The sequence below is a fragment of the Vibrio sp. Vb339 genome (assembly GCF_902751245.1).
GTDB lineage: Bacteria > Pseudomonadota > Gammaproteobacteria > Enterobacterales > Vibrionaceae > Vibrio > Vibrio coralliirubri.
In genome coordinates this window covers 1,121,147-1,144,061 of the sequence record NZ_CADDIS010000001.1, presented here as the reverse complement: position 1 = coordinate 1,144,061, position 22,915 = coordinate 1,121,147, and the positions used below count along the sequence as shown (strand labels likewise).

Here is a 22,915-nt window from a genome sequence, read left to right as displayed (position 1 = left end):
ACGAGATAATTCTTCAACTTTACAGTTTTTTCTTTAAAAATTATCCAATTAGCTAGCGAAACCTCTATCTGTGTATTTTACTTAAAATAGTGCAACCACGATTCACGGATGAGAAAAATGGCTAACAAAAAAAACGTCGAAGCAAACAAGAAAAATACAGAAATCAAAAATAAGAAAAGTAACGAGCTAGAACAAAAGAAACCAACAAAAAAAAAGAAGCTCAGACTGCATTCACACCTAAAAGTTAATATCCCACTTTTTCAATCACTCATGATGATACTGCCATCATTGGCTAAACACGCGGCTGCCGAGGATATAGACAGCTCCGGTGATACCGCAGATCAACTACCCGCAAATAGCGTAACCGAAAAAAATGTCAGCGACGACCATGGAAGAACAGACTCATCAGGCGTTACTAATCAAGAAGCTCAAACGAGCGACAGTGACGTAAACTCTTCCTTAAGTGCAAGCCACGCCCCCCATGGTTCGAGCTCTCTCTTGGTTCCTTCTCATCATTTATCGACGCTTTCTCACCCGCAAGTCCATTACATTCCTTCGGTATCGATGCCTACTATCTCCTCAGGGAGTAACGGTCAGCCGACTCATTCGAATGCGCCTACGACGCCCGCTTTACCCGTCACCTTTATGCCAGAAGTCATAAAAGGTACGTACGGAGAGCTTCATGTTGATGCAAATGGTCAATACACATTCGTATTGAATCCAAATTCTCCTCAATACATACTGTTAAATCAGCACCAACCAGGTACTGACCATTTTGCGTTACATCTATCTAATGGCTCGAGCATCATTGTTCAAGTTCCGGTCACAGGTAAGCAAGACACGCCAAGTATTTCTGGAGACTTAACTGGTGTTGTAACAGAAGATCATAATATTGATTCACAAGGCTTGTTACATGCCAACGGTAAAATTGATGTCATAGACCCTGATCAAAATGAAAGTTCGGTGAAGCCGGAAGTTATCTCTGGGAAGTATGGTTCATTAACTATCGATGCTGATGGACACTGGCAGTATCAAGTTGATAACTCTCTTTCTAACGTTCAAGCGTTAACCGCAGCCACTTCACTGCACGAAAGTTTCACTATTCACACCAAAGATGGCACACCGCAAACGATCGATATGACGATAGGTGGCAACGATGACAATGCTGTTATCACAGGCGTGGATGCTGGCACAGTAACTGAAGATTTAACGACACAAGTTCAAGGACAGCTTTCAGTAACGGACTCTGATCTTGGAGAAGACCACTTTCAAGCCTCACAAGTGACTAGTAGTTTCGGTACGCTAAGCATCACCAAAGACGGTGCATGGACATACGATTTAGATAACAATAACCCTGTAGTTCAAGGGCTTGGCCAAGGCTCAACTGCGACAGACATCGTCACTGTTCACTCAGCCGACGGCACAGCGCATCAAGTTACGGTTACGATAAATGGCACTAACGACAAAGCAATTATTGGTGGAACAAGCTCAGGATCTGTCACCGAAGAATCTCAGCTTCAAACCTCTGGTACGTTGACTGTCACTGACGTAGATACTGGCGAAGCACACTTCTCCAACACCGATATCGTAGGCAACTTAGGTACTCTACATCTGACCGATTCAGGTGCTTGGACGTACGATCTTGATAATACAGGTCCTAACGTTCAAGCATTGGGCAAAGGAGTAACCGCTACCGACACCATCATCGTTCATTCTGCTGATGGCACGCCGCATCAAGTGACTATCACAGTAAATGGCACCAATGATGCTGCGGTAATCGGTGGGACAAACTCAGGTGCGGTGACTGAAGAATCTCAGCTTCAGACCTCTGGTACGTTGACTGTCACTGACGTAGATACTGGCGAAGCACATTTCTCCAACACAGATATCGTAGGCAACTTAGGTACTCTACATCTGACCGATTCTGGTGCTTGGACGTACGATCTTGATAACACCAATCCTATCGTTCAAGCGTTAGGCGCGAATAAAACAGCTACCGATACTATTACCGTTCACTCTGCAGATGGCACCACCCATCAAGTAACGATTACGATAAACGGCACTAACGACAAAGCAATTATTGGTGGAACAAGCTCAGGATCTGTCACCGAAGAATCTCAGCTTCAAACCTCTGGTACGTTGACTGTCACTGACGTAGATACTGGCGAAGCACACTTTTCCAACACAGATGTTGCAGGCAGCTTAGGGACTCTACATCTGACCGATTCTGGTACTTGGACGTACGACCTCGATAACACAAACCCTACAGTTCAAGCATTAAGAAAAGGAGTAACCGCCACCGATACTATTACGATTCATTCTGCTGATGGCACGCCTCATCAAGTGACTATCACGGTGAATGGCACCAATGATGCTGCTTTAATCGGTGGGACAAACTCAGGTGCGGTGACTGAAGAATCTCAATTACAAACATCCGGTACGTTGACTGTCACTGATATCGATACTGGCGAGGCACATTTCTCCAACACAGATATAGTAGGCAACTTGGGGACTCTACATCTGACCGACTCAGGTGCTTGGACTTACGACCTCGATAACACAAATCCTATCGTTCAAGCGTTAGGCGTGAATAAAACAGCCACTGATACTATTACTGTCCATTCTGCTGACGGCACGCCGCATCAAGTTACGATTACGGTAAATGGCACCAATGATACTGCTGTGATTGGTGGCACCAACTCAGGTGCGGTAACCGAAGAATCTCAATTGCAAACATCCGGTACGTTGACTGTCACTGATGTAGATACTGGCGAAGCACACTTCTCAAACACAGATGTTGCAGGCAGCTTAGGGACTCTACATCTGACCGATTCTGGTGCTTGGACTTACGACCTCGATAACACAAATCCTAAAGTTCAAGCGTTAGGAAAAGGAGCAACCGCCACCGATACTATTACCGTTCATTCTGCTGATGGGACGTCACATCAAGTAACGATCACAGTGAATGGCACCAATGATACTGCGGTGATAATGGGGACATCGACAGGCGATGTCCATGAAGGACACACTTTTACCGCGCCAGACGGCAGTATGACTGGCGGTTATGTTGATGACCGTTCACCTGATCATCAGCACGGAAACATAGGGAAATTGTGGAACGATGAAATCCATACCGATGGCCACCTATCGGTAGTGGATGCTGATGCCGGTGAAAGCTATGCCCAAACAGGCACTTATTACGGCACTCATGGTCGTGTCATACTTCAAACTAACGGGGACTGGACCTACTATGCTTCCATCGGCCAAGATGCAACCGGCAGAGCTATTGATCATCTGGGTAAAGGTGAATCACTAACCGATACTGTCACCGTTAGATCTGCAGATGGCACCACACACGATATCGTTGTCACCATTCATGGCGATAACGACCGCCCATACTGTTCTTCAGAAGTGCAGCTCAACAGCGGAAAAGAAGATCTTGCCCAAACCCTCACTGCAACTGAGCTATTGGCAAACACCATAGATGTAGATACCAATGACCTAGGCAAACTGACGATTACGAATCTTCATGCCGATCATGGATCTATTCTAGATAATCAAGACGGTACCTTCACTTTCACACCAACCAAAGACTACAACGGCCAAGTGCACTTCACTTATGACGTGACAGATGCGCATGGTGGTATCACTGCAACAGGCGCGAATTTACACTTACAAGCAACTGGCGATGCTGCGACTATTACTGGAATTGATCAAGGGAATGTGACAGAAGATCGTGGTTATATTGATACACAATATAATCTTCATTTTGATGGAAAATTAGATATTGTTGACCCCGACCAAGGTGAAGCTCAGTTTGATATTCAAAGAGGCCACACCTATCACGGAATTGGCTATGATACAAAAATGGGTGGGTGGGTACTTTTACAACAAGATGGTACTTATACTTATACAATTGATAATCGTAAACCAGAAATTCAAAATCTTGGGTCAACAGAGACTCTTGTCGATAAGGTGACAATCCACAGTGTCGATGGAACAAGTCATGAAATTCAGATCACAATCCACGGTACAAATGATGACCCTAAGGTTTCTTCGGTAACAACTCTTCCTGCAGGAACTGAAGATACAGATGTCGTTCTACACGCTTCTGATTTACTCGCCAACGCTACAGACATCGACCACAATGATGCAGGGCAACTCTCAGTGGCCAACCTCACCGCCGACCATGGTAAAATCACCGATAATCATGACGGTACTTTTACCTTTCATCCTGCCCGAGATTATAATGGCAAAGTCTCTTTTACCTATGATGTAAAAGATGCACATGCTGGCAGTACAGCGACTTCAGCGAGTATGACGTTAGCACCAACCAGTGATGCGGCGGTTATTACAGGCTCAGGTTCTGGGGTTAAAGAGGATATCAATGTGGATATCTCAGGAGGGTATCTCCTTGGAGCTTCTGGTGTATTCCATGTTGTTGACCCTGATGGTCCTGCACAGTCGCAATTCCCAGATGTGCTCTATGGTGGTATTTATCAAGGGTCTCATGGGGGAGATCTTCAGGTGAATAGTAATGGTAACTATTACTACCATATAAGTAATTATTTAGTACAACATCTCTCAGAGGGTGAAACACTCAAAGAGGAGTATACCATTCACAGCGTTGATGGAACTCAACACAAAGTGGAGTTTACCGTTGAGGGGACCAATGATAAACCAGTCCTCTCTGCCCAATCACAATCGGTAACTGAAGGTGGAACTCTTTTATCTGGTCAGATGCATGCCACGGATGTGGATACAAAAGACACGCATACCTTCACTATCAATAAACCTGTAGATGGCTTAACCTTTAACAATGATGGTAGTTACACTTTTGACCCCTCCCATGCCAGTTATCAAAACTTGGGAGCAAACAATGACCAAGTTATACATGTTCAGGTAAAAGTGGATGACCATAATGGTGGTACGGATACGAAGACTCTAACGTTAGTTGTACACGGAACCAATGACGGTGCAACAATTGGCGGACAAGACACCTTTACTGTTCAAGAGGATCATAACCTTACCCTAAACTCCGGTAATACGATCATATACAACGGCCAATTGACCATTACTGACGCCGATGCTGGAGAAGATCATTTTGATGGGAATCTTCATCAAAACCAACAAACAGGCACATGGAATACCGGATATACGACACAGGAAGGTGGAAAACTCATTCTTCAATCCAATGGTTCATATCGCTATGAGATTGATAATAGCCTCGCAAAGATTCAATCTCTCGGTAGTAATGAAACGTTAATTGATACTGTTACTGTGCGTTCTGCTGATGGTACACCTCATCAAATTCAAGTCACTATCCAAGGTGACAATGATGCTCCCGTTGTTAGCTCCGCAATTACACTTGCGGCTGGTACTGAAGATACGGATGTTGTACTACACGCGTCTGATTTGTTAGCCAATGCGACAGATATTGATCATAATGATGCAGGGCAACTCTCTGTGGCCAATCTCACCGCCGACCATGGCAATATCACCGATAACCATGACGGAACCTTCAGCTTTCATCCTACACAAGATTACAACGGCAAAGTCTCCTTTACCTATGATGTGCAGGATACACATGGTGGAAGTGTCGCTACATCAGCCTCAATAACTCTCACTCCCACCCGTGATTCTGCTGTGATTTCTGGCAATGATGCTGGAACGATTATTGAAGATCATAATGTCGGGCACAGCTCAGCTCAAAAGATTGCAATATCAGGCTCTTTGTCTGTAACTGATCCTGACACAGGCGAAGATCATTTCCGGTTTAACCAATTTGGTGAGAAAGCGATACATGACCCCTTTGGTGGAGATCTAAGAATAACTCCAGCTGGAAGTTGGGGGTATGAGGTTTCAAACAGTCGCTTGCAATCATTAGCTGAAGGTGAAGTAGAAAAGGTTGTATATCGTGTTTATTCTGCAGACCACACTGCCCACGATATAACAATAACGGTGACAGGCACCAATGATCAGCCGACCATCATTGCGACAACACTTGCACATGGCACTGAAGATACACATTACCAAATGCAATCTAGTCAGTTTGGGTTCAACGATATCGACACAGGCGATACGCTACATTCAGTTGCAATCACAGATCTACCACCAGCAACACAAGGTAAATTTGTGCTTGATGGACACGATGTTACAGCGGGGCAACACATCCCTACAGCTGACATCAGTAAACTTCAGTTCGTTCCTGCGCAAGATTTTAATGGCGATGTTCAGTTTAAATATACTGTTAACGATGGGCATACCGACTCTGCAGAGGCTACCAACACACTTCATATTGATGCGGTGGGAGATAAAGCCGTTATATCAGGTGTGGATACTGGCGATGTTTATGAAAACAGAAACCCTGATATGTCGCCAGACTTTGCCCAGTCAGGTATGGCGCATTTAACTAATAGTATGATTCATGTTGAGGGGCAACTAACAATCATCGATCCAGATACCGGCGAGAATAGTTTTGATTCTAAAGGTATTGGTTATACCTATCATGGAAAATATGGCCATTTGATTCTTAATACAGATGGTAAATGGTTTTATGGTGTTGCGACCGGCACTGCTGATGTAAATGGTGGATTAACAACAAACGTAGGATCGACGATTGATCAACTTGGTGCAAATGAGACTCTCACTGATACGATAACGATACAAAGTAAAGACGGTACCACTCATGATATTGTTATCACCATTCATGGCGACAACGACCGTCCATACTGCTCTTCAGAAGTGCAGCTCAACAGCGGTAAAGAAGACCTCGCGCAAACCATCACGGCCACCGAACTCTTAGCAAACACTATAGACGTGGATAGCAACGACCTAGGCAAACTCACCATTGCTAATCTGCTAGTCGATCACGGGTCTGTTGTCGATAACAAAGACGGCACCTACACTTTTACTCCAACCAAAGACTATAACGGCCAAGTTCATTTTAGCTATGACGTCACAGATGCGCATGGCGGAACGACTCATACAGGAGCAATCACAACCCTTGCAGCAGTTAATGATGCCGCCACATTTGCCGGTGACTCCAGCAGCATAAAAGAAGATACAAACATTCACCACAACGCGCATATCACGGGGTCAGCAACTATTCCAGATGCCCTTTCTTGTCATGGGCACCTGATTGTTTCTGACGCTGATGGTCATGGCGAAGCTGCATTAGATCTTAAGGGGCAACCGAAAATATCTCTGGATGGAACCTATGGTCATTTCGACATCACTAGTACTGGGACATGGGTTTATAAAGCAGACAACAAGAGTACGCCGATTCAAGACTTAGACAATGGACAAACACTCACAGACAGCATTGAAGTCACATCAAAAGACGGTACCAAGCATTCAATTACCGTCACTATTAACGGGACTACTGACGCTCCTACTCTACACAGCCTCAGTGATTCTGGTGTTCAACATAGTGGTCCAGTTGAAGGGAATCTACTTACTGGCTCTGGGACGGATCAAGGATTGAGTGGTGCAGCAACAGACACCGATTCCAACGCACATCTGGTGTTGCAAGATATTCAAATAAAAGACCCGGTGTCAGGTTATGTCGCGGTAAGGCCTGGGCAACCACATACTATGGCCGGTATCGGTACACTCGCGATCGAAGCGAATGGTCATTATACCTTCACCCCGGAAGCTGGCTTTACAGGTAAAGTGCCAAGTATGGTTTATCGCGTCGGCGATGATGGCGGTAACCCAATAGGAGACTCTTCTCAAAATTCTCTCTCTATTGAAGTCACCCCTCCTCTACAACATGCGCCAACGGTGACAGGGCAAACCGTTTCTACAAATGAAGACATCACCAGAACCTTTACAACCAGTGAATTTGGTTACAGTGATCAAGATGGCGACACGTTACAGTTCGTGACTATTAGCAGCATACCGAGTCATGGATTATTACTTCTAAACGGTAACGCCGTAACCGCCAACCAGCAAATCAGCAAGGCTGACTTAGACGCAGGCCATTTAACTTTCACGCCGATCAATAATGAAAACGGCGCCAACTATGCGCAATTTACATTTACTGCGAATGATGGCCATAAAAATTCGGCAAACGCAACGATGGTAGTGGATGTCAATGCAGTCAATGATGCACCTATCGTTGGATCGAGTTTTATTAGTTCTTTAGAAGATAAGCCTCATGCGTTCACCACCGCAGACTTTAAATATTCTGATATTGATGGAGATGCGTTAAACCACATCACGATTACCAATGTCGCCCATGGCGTGTTATCGCTGAATGGCGCCACAGTGAATGTTGGTGATGACGTCAGCGCCTCCGACGTTTCATCACTCATCTTCACCCCAACTCACAACTACTTTAGTTCTGGTGTCAGCGGATTAGGAGGGGTGCAATTTACCGCAAACGATGGTCATCTTGATTCAAAAGAAGGGTCAATACTCATTAATATAGCGAGTGTCGCTGACCCTGCAACATTCAGTGGAGACTCCACAGGAGTGGCCAAAGAAGACATAACACTTCAAGCTTCAGGTACGTTGACGGCGAGTGATCCTGATGGAACAGCAGGGTTTACCGCGGTACAGGGTGGAGCTGGAATAGCCGGAAGCAAAGGCTATGGGCACGCTCATATCGATGTAAATGGTCACTGGACTTACGACCTTGATAACAACCATCCTATAGTTCAACAGCTTGGCGAAGGTCAGACAGACACTGAAACCATCACGGTTCAATCTGCAGATGGCACGCACCATGATATCGTGGTTACCATTACCGGAACCAATGACGCACCGATTCTCGGCGTTAACCAAACATCATCAACGACAGGCACATTAACAGAGACAGATGTAGACGTTAATGACACTCATACGTTCTCTGTCGTCAGCTCTGCGGGTCAGTTCGGTTCACTGTCCGTCGATCCAAACACTGGTGACTACGTCTACACACCAAATACGTCTATCACAGGGATGAGTTATAACTCTGCCACCAACTCCTATCATGGTGTCGATGTATTCGAAGTCAAAGTCAGCGACGGCCATACTGAAGATTCGAAATTCATCACCTTTGATGCCTCGGGACATGTCACCATGTCACCAACGGGTGGCCTAGTCATATCAACCACAGTGCCTCAACAACCTACGGTTACAACGACACTACCAACCATGCAAATGGTCACCAACGTAGCGCCAACAAACTCGGTGACATTGGATTTGGCATCAACGAGTGACTCGGGTTCGTCGAACACTGACAACCTTACCAACGACACTACGCCAACGATTACCGGACACACTGATATTCCATTCTCGAAAGTCACTATTTACGATGGTTCAACACCCGTTGGACACGCGGTATCAGATGCTTCTGGCCAATATAACGTTGTAGTAAGCAGCTTACCGAATGGCGATCATAATCTATCCGCCAAAGCATTGGCTCCTTCGTCAGTGCTACCGGCTACCTCTTCGCTTCTTTCCGTCCATATAGATACACAAGTACACATCGGTATTCAAACAGACCCAATTACCGCCGACAATGTGATTAATGCTCAAGAATCCAACAGTTCCATTGACATCACCGGATCCGTTTCTGGCGATTATAATGCAGGCGACATTGTGACTTTAGATGTAAATGGGACACAGCATACTGGCGTGGTCGATGCAAAAGGACACTATTCAATTGCCGTACCTGGCAGTGAACTCATTGCCGATGCTGACCAAAAAATAGAGGCATCAGTAGCGGTAACAGATACCGCAGGTAATAGCGCTCATGCCACTGCAGATGTTACTTACCAAGTCGATACACAGGTTAGCGTTCCTACGATTACCTTTGAAAACGCAGGGGCAGACAACTTATACAGCAAAGCTGAAATCGCCCGAGGACAAGCAAACACGATCACAGCAACCGTTACGCCTCCTGGTGATGCCAAAATCGGTGAGCATCTTGTCGTTAATGGTCAGGATCATGTATTAAATGCTCATACTCTACAGCACGGAATACAAATTGAAGTTCATCCGGGTTCTAATGTACAAGCAACAATGACTGACGAACACGGTAATACCGCAGGTAGCCAAGGTTTTGCTGCAAGCGCTATTCCTGAACCGATCATTGTCAGACCGCCATCGGGAAGCCACCAAGTGTCTGGCACACTTGGGGTACCACCACTGTTACCATCTTTAACTCCGGTACCAACAGCACAAAGCGGTTGGCGAATCCATTTACCTAATGGACAATATGTCACCAGCCACCATGGGCAATATGGAACATTAACCATTGATCCTCAAACCGGCCACTTACATTACCAAGAGCAAGCTCAGGTTCATACGGGCCCACATGGCAGCGCTTCAGGTATCGGTCAACATGAAGATAAATTTGAAGTAGCATTGCAAGGGTCAAATCAAGATGAAGTGGTCGCCCATGTGAATATTCAGATACTCAGTCATGGGCCTGGACATAGTGGAAAGCTGACAGTTGGAACTGAAGTGGTTGATATGACAATCACTCCTTTAGTCCATACATCGCACCCTGCTCCACCGCCACCGCCTCCTGTTCAACATGACGAGCCAGACATGGCTTCGCAAGCCGACTTTACGGTCACTCTAAGCGATGATAGTAATCTGGATTTAACCCAGCAGACCCATCAAGAACCCGATCAGAAAACCAGCCACCATGGTGCAACCGCTTATCTGGATGCATTGGGCATTAAACCCGATGCGACATCGACAACGGTTCACGATCAACCTGCGGATATGGATATCGTACTTGCACAAGTCGACCAACCAGATGCAGCAACACATGACCAAGCGCACTTGGATATGTCAGACGCGCTGGAACACCATGATGCAAACATCAACCATAACCAAGATGATGAGCACCATCACCACAACGATATCGATGGGTTACCGGACATTGATCCTAACTCATAACTTCAAGTGTAAGGTGCTTAATACCTAATGCTTAGTGCTAGTGCTAGTAACTTACCACTTAAACTCTAGGCAAACACAATCGGGAGCGTTAATTGCTCCCGATTGTTTCTCTTTAAAGAACATACAAACTTGAAAAAACGACAATCAAAAAGGGAGCACATGATGTGCTCCCTTTTTATTATTTGCTGTTGTTATTCGTTTACTCTCAACGACTCTAGATAACGATTACCTTTCACCAAATGCGACACTCACATTGGTGTAGATCGGTTTCCATAAATACTGGAACACAGATTTTTCACCGGTTGTGATGTCTACCTCACCCGTCATACCTGGCAAAATAGAAAAGCTCTCTGGGTTATCGCGGAAGTATGGCGTATCAACCGACACGACGACTTCATAATAGATCTCGCCACGCTCGCTTTGACTTGTGGTCGGTGAAATACTCTCAACCGCCCCTTTTAGCGCCCCAAAGCGGCTGTAATCAAACGCATCAATCTTGATACGAGTCGGCTGCCCTACACTCACAAAACCAATATCTCTTGGCGATAAACGAGCTTTAAAGTCGGCTTTCCCACCAACAGGAACGATTTCAACCACAGTGCCACCTGGCTGAATAACACCACCGTTTTGCGTGCTTGGCAGGCTTTGCACCAAGCCTTGTAGCGGTGACACCAACATAGTGTTAGTCAATTTAGCTTGGCTTGAACGAACTCTGGCATTCAGTGCTGATAAGTCAGATACGGCTTTAGAACGATCGTCGCTCACTTTCGCCTTCGCCTCAGCTAAAAGCTGTTCAATTTTTTGCTCTGTGCTGTCTGCTTGCTTGATTAACACCGCTTTCTTACCACGAGCTTCTTCGATTTTCTGTTCGATACTGGCCAGTTTTTGTCGCATTTCAAGCACACGTAAGCGTGAAATGTTACCCGCTTTATAACCCTTCTCCAGTATGTTCAACTCTTGCTTGGTCGCATTCAGCTCTTTCTCGTAGCTAGGCAATGACTTTTCTACGCTACGAAGCTGCTCTGCAATTTGCTCGCTCTCTTTCTCAAGCACCACACGCTTTTGGAAGTAGAGGGCTTTTTGCGCGTTCAGCTGCGCTTTTTGTTGGCTGACGATCTCTGGGTAATCGACCTCAAACTCAGCAAGGTTAGGCTCACGCTGCTCAAGCAGCGCATTCATACGTTCCACACTGGCTAGAAGCGTCACTTGTTGGGACTTTAGCTCTTCAAGGGCGGTACGCTGGAAAGTGGCATCAAACTCGACAAGCGGCTGGCCTTTCTCTACCAACTGGCCTTCTTTAACGAGAATTTGCTTTAACTTACCGCCAATCGCGCTTTGTAATACTTGCTTCTCGCCTTCCGGAATCACAGCACCTTTGGCTTTGGCGATTTCATCAACTTGAGTGACGACAGACCAAGTGGCAAAAGCAATAACACATAAGGCAACCGACCATGTCGCCAGCGCCAAGGTACGAGCCGTATTTTGTGATTCAACAAGTTCACCGTAGCGCTTGCCCTTCTCGATAGATTGTTTAGTCATTAGCGACTCCTTGCTTAGACTCTGATTGTTCTTGTTGGGCTGCATTTTGTTGAGCAGACGCATCTTGAGTTGACGCCTGTAGCTCTTGAGATAACGGTTGCTCAGATAACTGCGGTTCTTGAGAAGCTTGAGGCTCTGAAGGCTGTTCCTGCTTCGAAGAATGCTCCGGATCTAATGGACCGGCATAAACCACTGCACCTTCATTTAATACCACCACTTTATCGGCAAGCTTGATTAAATCCGGATCGTGGGACGTGTAAATCACCGTTGCTTTTCCTTTTTTCGATTGCACAAACTCACCAAATATACGTTTAGCATTTGGGTGAGCATCAGGCACAGGATTATCCATTAAGAACATTGGGTAGTCATAAACCAGCGCTTTCGCGTCAATGAGGATCTGCGCGACGCTACCAGACAACATGTCAAAAAGGCTATCCGGCTGAATACTACTGATGGAGGTGTCTAGCCCACCCGACAATGTCTCGAACCAACGCTTTCCGCCGACCATTTCAATCGCAGAGATCATTTTCTGATCTTCGACTTTATGACCGTCGTTTAGCCACTCTCGAATACTCAGCGTAAGCAAATCAGGATATGCGGCTCGAATGAAACACCAGTGGCGATAAAGCTGCGGATCGTATTGAACGAGGTTAACGCCTTCAAGCTCGACCATCCCGTTTTGGATAGGCTGCAAGCCAGACAGCACTTCAATTAATGTTGATTTACCGCTCCCAGAAGGGCCGGTAATCGCGACAATTTCACCGGCTTCAATATCAAAACTCACACCATTCAAGGCCGGGCGACTCTGTTTAGGATAACGCAGTGTCACTTGGTCTAATTTCAAGTTAGGCGCTACCACAGGTAACGGGTGATGCTGGTAACTGAATTCACGCTCGGACGGCTGAGACAAGATACGGTTCACTTGCAATTTGGATTGATTAAAGCTGTTAAAACGCATCGCACTGTTTGCCAACACCTGAGCGGGACCCGTCACTTTAGATATCAACATCATTGAAGCAATCAAACCACCGGGAGTCATCACTTGTTCAAAGATAAGTCCAATGCCTAACCCCATCACCGCGAGTGTCGAACCTACACCAATGAAATAGTAAATCGAGGTGTAACGACTCTGGAGAACCGATTGATTAAAAGTCACTGTAGACGCAAGAAGATTGGCCTTTTTGAAGCGTTGAATCCAGTGCTCTGAGAATCCAGCACTGCGAATAAAGGCAAGCTTGGATGACAGCTCATTAGTCATGTTTTGACGATTCGTACCTGCCACTGTCGATTGCATCGAGCGCTTGCTGCTAGAGCGTATCGAACGTTTTGCTAGCAAGTAATAAAGGATTAAAGAGACGACTGGAACCAGTACCAACCATCCACCTAAAACACCTATCGCAAGTACAAAAATAAGAATGAATGGTAAGTCAAATAACGCATTTCCTAATGGCCCCGATAGCACACCTGAAATACGCTCTGACAACATCACTTGGTTTTGCTGACTAGAAGAAGCTGTTTGCTGATTTTGAGCATAGCTATTACGAAGCAGACGCTGCACGAGGGATTGAGAAATCTCACGACTTACTCGGTTGGAAACTGAAGCAAACACTCGGCTACGTAATGTTCTCAACCAACCCATCATCACAAACAACAACGCCGCGCCAATGGCGATACCTTGCAACTCATGCCCTGCATCACCACCAATCACATGGTCATAAATCGACATCGTGATGAAGGGAACAGCAAGCGCAAATAAGTTAGTGATAAAGCTGACCAACAACAATTTAGGAATGATGGGACGAAACGCATGTAACCTTTCGCCAACCCAATCAAGAGAGGCCTTCTCTAGTGGTGGCCCTTCGATAACAATACAAAACTGAGGGGCATCGGTAATGTCGTCATTGGCATTAAAGGCAACAAATTGCTTGGATTCTAAATGACCAGAGACCAGCTCATGTTCACCAAGTACCAGTAAGACCAATTTATGTTCACCAACTTCATCTAGGTTGGCAACCAAGCGATAGGGCAACGCAAGCCTATCGAACAGGGCAAACATATCGTCGATTGATTCAATCCCATTTTCATCGACCCATTGATGTGCGAACAACTGGATATTCGCATTCACTTCCAACTGTTTAAGAACAGAAAGGCTTTCATTTTCTAAATGATTCATCACCTCTTGTCGACCATTCGTATCTGCACGGTTGTTCGTACCTGAAGGGTTACCAGTATCTAAACGATTCATACGATAGCCTCCTGGTTGTTCTCGCTGTCGACCGCAACAGTTTGACTTTCCACTGTAATGATTCGATTAGCTAATTCACGAAGTTTAAAATGATAGGTCACCATCAATATCGTTCGTCCTGCCGTCACTTCTTCTTCCAGAACCTTAGCTAGGTTTCCAAGGGCATCTAAATCAAGCGAGGAATCCGGCCTTTCCAACATGATTATGGGTTTATCGCTTGCCAATTGAGCCGCGATATTGAGCATTTTCACGTTACCCATACTCAACAAAGAAGCACTCGTATGGCCAATTTGTGTCTCTAGTCCATCGGGTAATCGAGTAATCTCTTTGGTTAAACCCAAACGCTTTGCATAGTCACTGGCGCTTTGCGTTTTCTCAGGGTCAAAGCCACACAAGTTGTCAAGAATGGTCCCCGACACCAGTTGTCCTTTAACGCCACAGTAGGCAGCAATATTGGTTACGGATGCGATTGAAACTGCAGCTCCGTTAATGAAGCACTCACCCGCTTTTAGATCATCAATACCTGCAATCGACGACAATAAATGACTGTTGGTGTGGCGATCCTCACTCTCTAACAATATCAACTCACCTTTATTCAATGTGACATCCGCATGAGCGAGTTCACCGTATCTTTCAACGGTCGCTTGCTTGATTTCCAACACCTCAAAGTCAGATAAGTGGTTCTTAGCTTGCTCAGAATCTGAAGATTCCGATAGTGACAAGTCACTCAATTTTTCTATTGCCTGATTGGCAGTGTGTATTGAATTAAGCTTGATTCGAACTCCCACTAAAGCACTTAAAGGTGCAACCGCTCTGCCCGATAAGATAGAACATGCCGCCAATCCACCAGTGGTTAACTGGCCATCCAACACCCACAAGCTCCCCGTAATCACGAGTAAAACTGACGTGGCTAATGCAGCAAGCTGAATACATTCTTGGGCGAAGGCATTCTGTTCTTCTTCTCTCGCTTTAGACTGAGAGCGAACATTATTGAGGGATTTAAACTGATTGAAGATTCGAGACTCAACAGCCTGGCGTTTGATTCCCTGAATGGTTTGGCTTAGCAAAATCAAAAACGCTTTTCGCTCCTGCTCATCTTGGGAAGCTTCTTCACTTAGACTTTTAACGCGAATAGAAGATAACCAAACAATTCCGAGAGTAATCAACCAAACTGCCAAAGGTATCGCCACCAGCTCACCGCCGATGTAAGCCACCAAACCCAAGAAGATCAATGCGAAAGGCAAATCAATAAAGCCTGCAATCACACCACCGGAATACCAATCTTTGACTTTGGATACAGAACCAAGCCCCTCTTCCACGCCGCCAACACCAATTTGGCGGAGATGGCCTGATGAAGCCGTTGTTACTCTTTCAACCAAGGTTTGATAGGTCGCTTTCTCGGTATTGCTGGCCGCGGCTGACAAAAGCCAAGTACGCACAAACCGGATCAATGCTTCCATGGCAACAGCCAACGCTGCACCCGCCAACAACAAAGTGGCAGTACCGTAACTTTGGTTAGGTAAAATACGATCGTAAATTTGTAAAACCGTTAACGGAACGGCGAGAGAGAGAAGATTTATGAGTAAAGAAGGCAGTAGGACTTTCCCCACCACCCCTTTGTTTTTCATTGAACTTGCGGGCATACACAATCCTTATCCATGCTTATGAAATAAGATTGGTACACCATGTTGAGTATTGCAAGGTAACGGACTGATTTAACGTGTTTTTCAATATAAATATGACACAGATCTTTCTACACAAATCTGTGGCTATACCTGTACCTTAAAAACGCTCGTTACAAATGCTCGTTACAAGCGCTCCTTACAAACAATTGTCGTAATCCGTTATCGCCTGCTTTAGCTTTGAAAAGTCTGAGTTACATAAATACGGTTTCAGCGCTTCAAATTTATCTGAGGGCCACTCGTATATTTTGAATGACATGAGTTCGTCAATAACGGACTCATCAAAGCGGTATTTGACGACTTTAGCTGGAGAACCACCGACAATGCTGTATGGAGCGACGTCTTTAGTCACCACACTATTCGCTGCAACCACAGCGCCTTCGCCAATCGTCACACCGGGCATCACCATCGCTCTCATGCCTAACCACACCCCATCTTCAATGTGAGTGTCACCTTTGCCAATGTAGGCATCGTCGATGACATCCATAAATGGATACAGCGAAAACCAATCAACTCTATGGGTATGGTTGCCACCCATCAAAATCACGACCTCTGCACCAATACAGACATAATCACCGATATAGAGTTCGTCGATTTCCCATCGAGGCTCCCACTGGCGGCTGACTTCGTCGCCGTGTAAATAACGCACTACCGATTGTTCAAAACCGTTATCCCAGCAATCGCTGTAATAACTGTGTTGACCTTTTACATGAATATTGGGGTTGGTTACGACTTCATGCAACAACTCGAATTTGGACCAATGCTTCTTTTGCATTATTACCTCTGAATGATCTATTTAGTTTTATTCGTTAACTATCAAAATGTTCGACGATGCAAATCCAAGGTGCACAAACTAACGCCCTATAAACACAGGGTTCACTGGGATGAATAGTGAGTATCACGCTTAAATCATAGCAATGTCGCTAAAACTAAAGAGACGTCAGTGGATTCGAGGTTGCTTAAGAAGAGGAAGTAGTTTCAAAGTTTGCTCAGTTTTTATCGATAACTTGGTGGGATAATTTACAGACGTAGTGTATCTGTTTAATCGCGCCAATTTGACAGGAAGATGTGATTAATAAGGTTTCAAATATCGTTTCGTAGAATACGGCATGAACAAGAGCCTGCGCGATTACACAGGCTCAAACTTAGACTCGGCTATAAATTTCGGCTCACGCTTGAAGCTGGGTTCAGCGACTACATGCGAGCAAGCTGTACTTTTCTGTCTTTATTCACCACGCAGAAGTTGCCGCGCTTAGTGCGACACTTAGAGCATCGTTCGCATTCAACAGGGCTTCTATCCCCTTCTTTCCAACGCTTAACTAAATGCGGTTCAGAAAGCAGCGGTCTTGAAAGCGCGAAGTATTCAATGCCTGTGTTGTTTGCAATCGCTTCGATAGCATCAAAATCTGTCAGGCCGCCAACCGTGATAACCGGGATATTAACGTCTTGGCTGATCGCGTGACCATATTCGTGGAAGTAGCCTTCAGCTTGAATAGTAAAACCATCGTGCGACTCGCCAATCATAGTGTCTGCTTTGCCATGAATATTGCCTGACACGACAATGCCATCCACGCCCACTTGCTCAAGCTTTTTGCACACAATACGCGTTTCGTCGAAGGTCACACCACCTTCAAAAAACTCCGAAGCTGTAAGCTTAACCAAGATAGGGAAATCATCACCCACCAGCTTACGTGTCGCGGTATAGATCTCTAACAAAAATCTCATGCGGTTTTCTAAGCTACCGCCGTACTCATCTTCACGTTGGTTGTAGTAAGGGCTTAAGAACTGATTAATCAGGTAAGTGTGAGCGGCATGAATTTCAACGCCATCAAAACCTGATTTCTGTGCTCTCAAAGACGCTTGAGCAAAGGCATCAACAATGTAGTCGATCTCATCTTTGGTCATCGCTTTGCCTAGTGTTTGAGTTCCTTTTTCAGGAACCTCACTTGGTGCGTAGATCACTCGTTCGCCAAGGTCATGCGTGGTTTTGGTGCCACCATAAGCCAATTGCATCACGATTTTAGAGTCGTTATCGTGCACCAGTTGAGTCAGCTTTTGATACTCTTCAATGAATGAGTCGTTATACATACCCATCATGCCCGCATTCGGCTTTTCTTCTTCAACGATGTTCGCGTAACCCGTCACGATCAGGCCGACTTCACCTTGAGCCAACTCTTCATAGATAGCGTACAGTTTATCTGTCATATGCCCATCTTCGGTGGCCATATTTTCCCACGTTGCACTTCTCATGAAGCGGTTCTTTAGTGTCATCTTGCCAATGTGGGTTTCTGTAAACAAAGTGCTCAAGTGTCTTCCTCTCAAAATCGTATTACGCGAGTTACCCATTAAGCATGGGCACTGATTCAGGCGGATACTACAGAGAATAAGGCATGTATAACTTAATCTAGATTAAGAGAGCGGCACTCTCAGATGAGAAAAAGGCAGAAAGAGACAGCAAAAGATGAGAAAAGAGAAATTAGAGAAAACTGAGGAAGCAAACAAAAGCCGCTTAGTTTAGCTAAACGACTTCAGGGATTTATAAGCTTATAGCTTTATAGCTTTATAGCTTTATAGATTTATAGATTTATAGCTTGAAGGCTTTACTAAAAATCAGACTTAACAGCGTTATCCATATTGAACCGTAGGATCAACACACTGATAGATCTGCCCAATGCTCGCTTCATTGATTAACAAGGCTTCAATAAGGCGCGCCACTTCTTGTCTGTAAATCACACCATGAACTTCGACTTGCTGGGACAGCTCACCATTGCCAGTCTCCTCACCGTCTAACAAGCCACCCGGGCGTAAGATGGTGTAATCCAGAGAACTCGAGGTTAGCCAAGCTTCAGCCAACGACTTTTCACGAACCGCTGCGCCAAACCCTTTTCTAGATCGCTCCGACAAATACTGCCAAGAGTCACCACAACCTAGCGACGTTACCAGCACAAATCGAGCGATACCATTGGCTTCAAGCGTATCAGTAAGATGTCGGTGTCCAATGTAATCAACGGGAATGTCAGCTCTGAAGCTGCCCATACTAGAAACGACCAGTGTCGATTTAGGTAACTGAGCGACCACAGATTCAACCTGTTCTTTATCGGTAGCATCACAACGCAGTGTGGTGATACCAAGTTCAGCCAAGCGCGTGTTCTTCTCTGGGTTTCTCGCAATCGCTATTACTTGATAATCTTGTTTGTGAAAATGCTCAACAATTGCAGCACCCAGCCCACTTCCTGCTCCCCATACAACGACCGTACTCATAAAAAACCTCATAATATTCATGTTGTAGTGATACTAACCAGACAATTTAAACCGTTCCTTTATCGAGATCAACAAATGAGAATAAGTCTCAATATTATTTTTATTTTTTTGCTGGCTCTCACTAATCCGCTCAAAAGCACGACCACTTATCATAATTAGACATTGGTTAATTGAATTGCCCAAACATCTCTACTAAAGTAATTTTAATACAATGACTTAGTCTCGGTGGTTATGAAAAAAGAACGCATTCAATACTCTTTCGACGTGTGGTTATTTATTCCTGATGAAGACAAACTCATCATGAATGATGAAGACGTGATCATCGACAATCGCTTGTCCAAGCTACTCAACTTTTTCTGCCAAAACCCTAAGATCGTATTCTCACGAGATGAGCTGATTAATGAAGTCTGGAATGGCTCAATCTTGACGGATCAGGTGATCACGCAAGCCATTTTTGAACTCCGCAAAATACTCAAAGCGGCTGAACGACATTCAATGGGACACATCATCACCGTGCCCAAACGCGGTTATAAACTCGATGTTGATGTCCACAAAACCATCTTGGTGCCAGCTAGTGTCACCACAGATACAGTGTCCGTTGCAGATGCAGAGCCCTCTCCTTCAATTAAGTCAGACGCACCAAATACGTCGCCAGTTTTGGATGAGGATAAAAAACAACAAGTCGAAGAATCTAAAGAGAGTTCAGTCGAACCCTCCTCAGAACAACCTGCTTCGCAAGAGTCAACTCAGCCTGTTGATTCAAAATCTAGCGATTCGAACCAAGGTGCTTTGAGCCACATCAATTCAAGCCATACCGATACGAGTACAGTTCCGCCCATTCAACAATCCCCCGTAAATAAAACGGCTAACCACAAACAAGCGCCTATCGCAGCAAATCAACCTAAAAAAAGACCGTCGCGTACAGTGATGCTCGGGGGCGTTTTAGTTATCGCGCTTGGACTTATTTGGTGGATGTTAAAGCCGACCAGCTCTACATCAAACGACTTGAATTTAAGTAGTTTAAATACCGCCGCTAATGAATCAAACCAGCCACTCGCTGACTCAAATCAATCAACGGAACAAAATCGTCTTAATCAAACAGCAGACAGCCAAAATCTAGATGCCCACAAAGCACACGAATCTGTGCACTACTTGTCTTTAGAGCCTAGATATATCTACGTAAGTATCGATGACAACTTGAAGACGGATGCCTTTAAGCGTGGGATTATCCATAAATTAATGAGCTACTTGACCACCTATCGCGATTTTCGTGTCGTAGTCGATGAAACCTTGGTGCCGAATTCAGCCAATGTGATCAGCTTCAAGAGCGAAATTGATGGCGACAGAGAATACCTTGATATCACCTACTTCAACCGAATTTCTAACTTTAGACACCTAGGTCGAGATTACCTGATTGACCCAGCTTCACTCCACACGACCATGCGCTCAATGCTTGATGACCTGTTGGATTCATTTAATTTGGATATTCAAAAATCGATATTGAAGCAGCAAATCTCTGAGTTGCCCAAACAAGAAGAAGCCTTAAAACTTACCCTTGAAGCGCTCGGGCTCACCTTCATGACGTTAGACAGAACCGACACCTTATCTAAGATCGCCCAAGCCAATGAGCTAGAACCCGACAACCATTTTGTTATGTCGAGTCGCTACATGTATGAGCTTGCTGATATTTTTATATTGAGATCGAAACATAAGAATAAGCAGATTGAAGCGCTCAATAAGAAATTTAAAAAACAGTTATTAAATGCTCAGAACAACGCCAACTCCTACCGAGTCTATGACGCGTTAGCAGCCTACTTCCTCACTGAAGATGATCCAGACCAAGCCGATTACTATCTGAGCTTGATACCGAGAAATGAGTACAGTGTGATGTCTATGATTATCTTGGCAAAAATTGAAGAGTCTCAGGGCAACCCTGCGATGGCTGAGGAGTATTACTATGAAGCGATATTGGAATCTGGTCACTCTGTGGTTTTGAAAGTCGCCCAAACCATGTTTTTCAAAAGTAACGTCACCGAGATTGAATCCAAATTGGGTATCAACCAATGATTAATAAGGCAAACACACCGCTTACTCAAGCGGTGTGTTTTTTGGTTCTCACAGAAATCGTTAATCGCTAAATCTTTGATAAAAAAGCGATAACAGCTACAACGCATTGGTTAGCAGAATACCGACACCAATCCTTTCACTGTTGTAGTCATAATCAATCAAGCTTTCTCCGTAGCCTTTGTAGTACTGGACATACCCTTGTAACCGACCATACAGAGGAAAGCTGAGTGATGTCTGTATTCCGCCATACCCGGTTTGAAAGTTATAACGACCCAATGCTGAAACCTCGAAACCATCCCATTTGTAAGCGCCAGACAATTCGTAGTGACCGAGATAATCTTGAATATCAGGGTTGTCATCGCTACTGCTCGACTCAGGAATTCTGTACCAAGGCTGAAAATAAACCGCAAAGTCATCTTCGGTATACCCTAGTCCAACATAAGCGCGGTTCCAGCTACGACTAAGCTCTGCCGTTCGTCCGTTAGATTCATGCTCTAAACCCAAACGCGAAAACCAAACACCATCAGCTGACTCGATGTTCAAAGGCGTTTCGTAAAAGATCTCTGGGCGATAGTTAGTCTCTCTAAATGGTGCTGAGATATCAGAAGAGTACGCCTGCCAAAATGATTTGAGCGTAAAACCAAAATAGATTTTGTCCGCTTGATTAAACACACCATCATCGACCACTGGGATTTTTAAACTTAACTGCAGTTTGATCTCTTCATCGCTGAGGTCATCCGCTTTACCTCCGAATCGCTCACCCCCATAGGGCTGTGTATTCACGCTGGTCATATGAGTCACTGGCAAAATGTAGTTCAAACGATAAGGCGTTATAACAAACGGGTTATCTTCAGTTGTGTACTCCATCTTCAATCGCGGGACTTTAGACTCAAGTGCACTTTCGCTGATTGAGTCTAAACCGACTTCGCTGGTTTCACCCGAGAACTTATTTTCGGGTGTTTTGTTTGATGTAACGGCTTCTTGGGATGCGCATTGCTGCTTTAACCACTCAATACTTTGTTGATTGGTTGCTTTGGCCAATGAAGACAAAATACATTGCTCATAGCTTGCTCGTTCATCAGCACCGACAGTATTGGCATACGCTGAAGCATTCACAGCGAGGCCAATAGCCAGTAGAGCAAGCATGTTTTTGTGTCCAGCTAGCTTTTCACCAACCCCAAGGCGTTTACTCGCGCTGTTCTGTTTACGAGCTCGCATAACT

9 protein-coding genes are annotated in these 22,915 nt (G+C 45.0%); 2 read left to right on the top strand and 7 right to left on the bottom strand.

All coding sequences use genetic code 11. The features are described 5' to 3' along the window. The first annotated feature begins 117 nt into the window (after positions 1-117). On the top strand, positions 118-10,899 hold the full coding sequence (locus tag HRQ85_RS05035; RefSeq protein ID WP_172378905.1) for a VCBS domain-containing protein: 10,782 nt from the start codon (positions 118-120) through the stop codon (positions 10,897-10,899). Between the two features lie 225 nt (positions 10,900-11,124). Here the strand turns inward: HRQ85_RS05035 and HRQ85_RS05030 are convergent, their stop codons facing one another. The 6 genes from HRQ85_RS05030 to HRQ85_RS05005 form a co-directional block, all read right to left on the bottom strand. After that, positions 11,125-12,438, bottom strand: a complete 1,314-nt coding sequence (locus HRQ85_RS05030) for an HlyD family type I secretion periplasmic adaptor subunit (RefSeq protein WP_172378904.1) — start codon at positions 12,436-12,438, stop codon at positions 11,125-11,127. Continuing rightward, on the bottom strand, positions 12,431-14,683 hold the full coding sequence (locus HRQ85_RS05025) for a peptidase domain-containing ABC transporter (RefSeq protein ID WP_172378903.1): 2,253 nt from the start codon (positions 14,681-14,683) through the stop codon (positions 12,431-12,433). The genes HRQ85_RS05030 and HRQ85_RS05025 overlap by 8 nt, the downstream gene beginning before the upstream one ends. Beyond that, positions 14,680-16,326 (bottom strand): ABC transporter transmembrane domain-containing protein, encoded by a 1,647-nt coding sequence (locus HRQ85_RS05020; protein WP_172378902.1) that lies wholly within the window; start codon positions 16,324-16,326, stop codon positions 14,680-14,682. Before HRQ85_RS05020 ends, HRQ85_RS05025 begins: the two co-directional genes overlap by 4 nt. A gap of 178 nt (positions 16,327-16,504) precedes the next feature. Then, positions 16,505-17,140 (bottom strand): CatB-related O-acetyltransferase, encoded by a 636-nt coding sequence (locus HRQ85_RS05015; RefSeq protein ID WP_017082045.1) that lies wholly within the window; start codon positions 17,138-17,140, stop codon positions 16,505-16,507. Between the two features lie 419 nt (positions 17,141-17,559). Continuing rightward, complete coding sequence (locus tag HRQ85_RS05010; RefSeq protein WP_050620719.1) at positions 17,560-18,672, bottom strand: NADH:flavin oxidoreductase; 1,113 nt, start codon at positions 18,670-18,672, stop codon at positions 17,560-17,562. A 318-nt stretch (positions 18,673-18,990) separates the two neighbouring features. Continuing rightward, entirely contained in the window at positions 18,991-19,626 is a 636-nt protein-coding gene (locus HRQ85_RS05005) for an SDR family oxidoreductase (protein WP_172378901.1), read from the bottom strand. 231 nt (positions 19,627-19,857) lie between these two features. On the opposite strand from HRQ85_RS05005, the gene HRQ85_RS05000 reads away from it, so the two are divergent. After that, positions 19,858-21,693, top strand: coding sequence for a winged helix-turn-helix domain-containing protein (locus HRQ85_RS05000; RefSeq protein WP_172378900.1), 1,836 nt, complete (start codon positions 19,858-19,860; stop codon positions 21,691-21,693). A gap of 96 nt (positions 21,694-21,789) precedes the next feature. Here HRQ85_RS05000 and HRQ85_RS04995 read toward each other — a convergent pair whose 3' ends face one another. Further along, positions 21,790-22,911, bottom strand: a complete 1,122-nt coding sequence (locus HRQ85_RS04995) for a phospholipase A (protein ID WP_172378899.1) — start codon at positions 22,909-22,911, stop codon at positions 21,790-21,792. Positions 22,912-22,915: the final 4 nt, after the last annotated feature.

Excerpts from the sequence above, each read along its gene's own strand:
- HRQ85_RS05015 (WP_017082045.1), bottom strand. The coding sequence starts at position 17,140 with ATGCAAAAGAAGCATTGGTCCAAATTCGAGTTGTTGCATGAAGTCGTA.
- HRQ85_RS04995 (WP_172378899.1), bottom strand. The coding sequence starts at position 22,911 with ATGCGAGCTCGTAAACAGAACAGCGCGAGTAAACGCCTTGGGGTTGGT.
- HRQ85_RS05020 (WP_172378902.1), bottom strand. The coding sequence starts at position 16,326 with ATGCCCGCAAGTTCAATGAAAAACAAAGGGGTGGTGGGGAAAGTCCTA.
- HRQ85_RS05035 (WP_172378905.1), top strand. The coding sequence starts at position 118 with ATGGCTAACAAAAAAAACGTCGAAGCAAACAAGAAAAATACAGAAATC.
- HRQ85_RS05030 (WP_172378904.1), bottom strand. The coding sequence starts at position 12,438 with ATGACTAAACAATCTATCGAGAAGGGCAAGCGCTACGGTGAACTTGTT.
- HRQ85_RS05000 (WP_172378900.1), top strand. The coding sequence starts at position 19,858 with ATGAAAAAAGAACGCATTCAATACTCTTTCGACGTGTGGTTATTTATT.
- HRQ85_RS05025 (WP_172378903.1), bottom strand. The coding sequence starts at position 14,683 with ATGAATCGTTTAGATACTGGTAACCCTTCAGGTACGAACAACCGTGCA.
- HRQ85_RS05005 (WP_172378901.1), bottom strand. The coding sequence starts at position 19,626 with ATGAGTACGGTCGTTGTATGGGGAGCAGGAAGTGGGCTGGGTGCTGCA.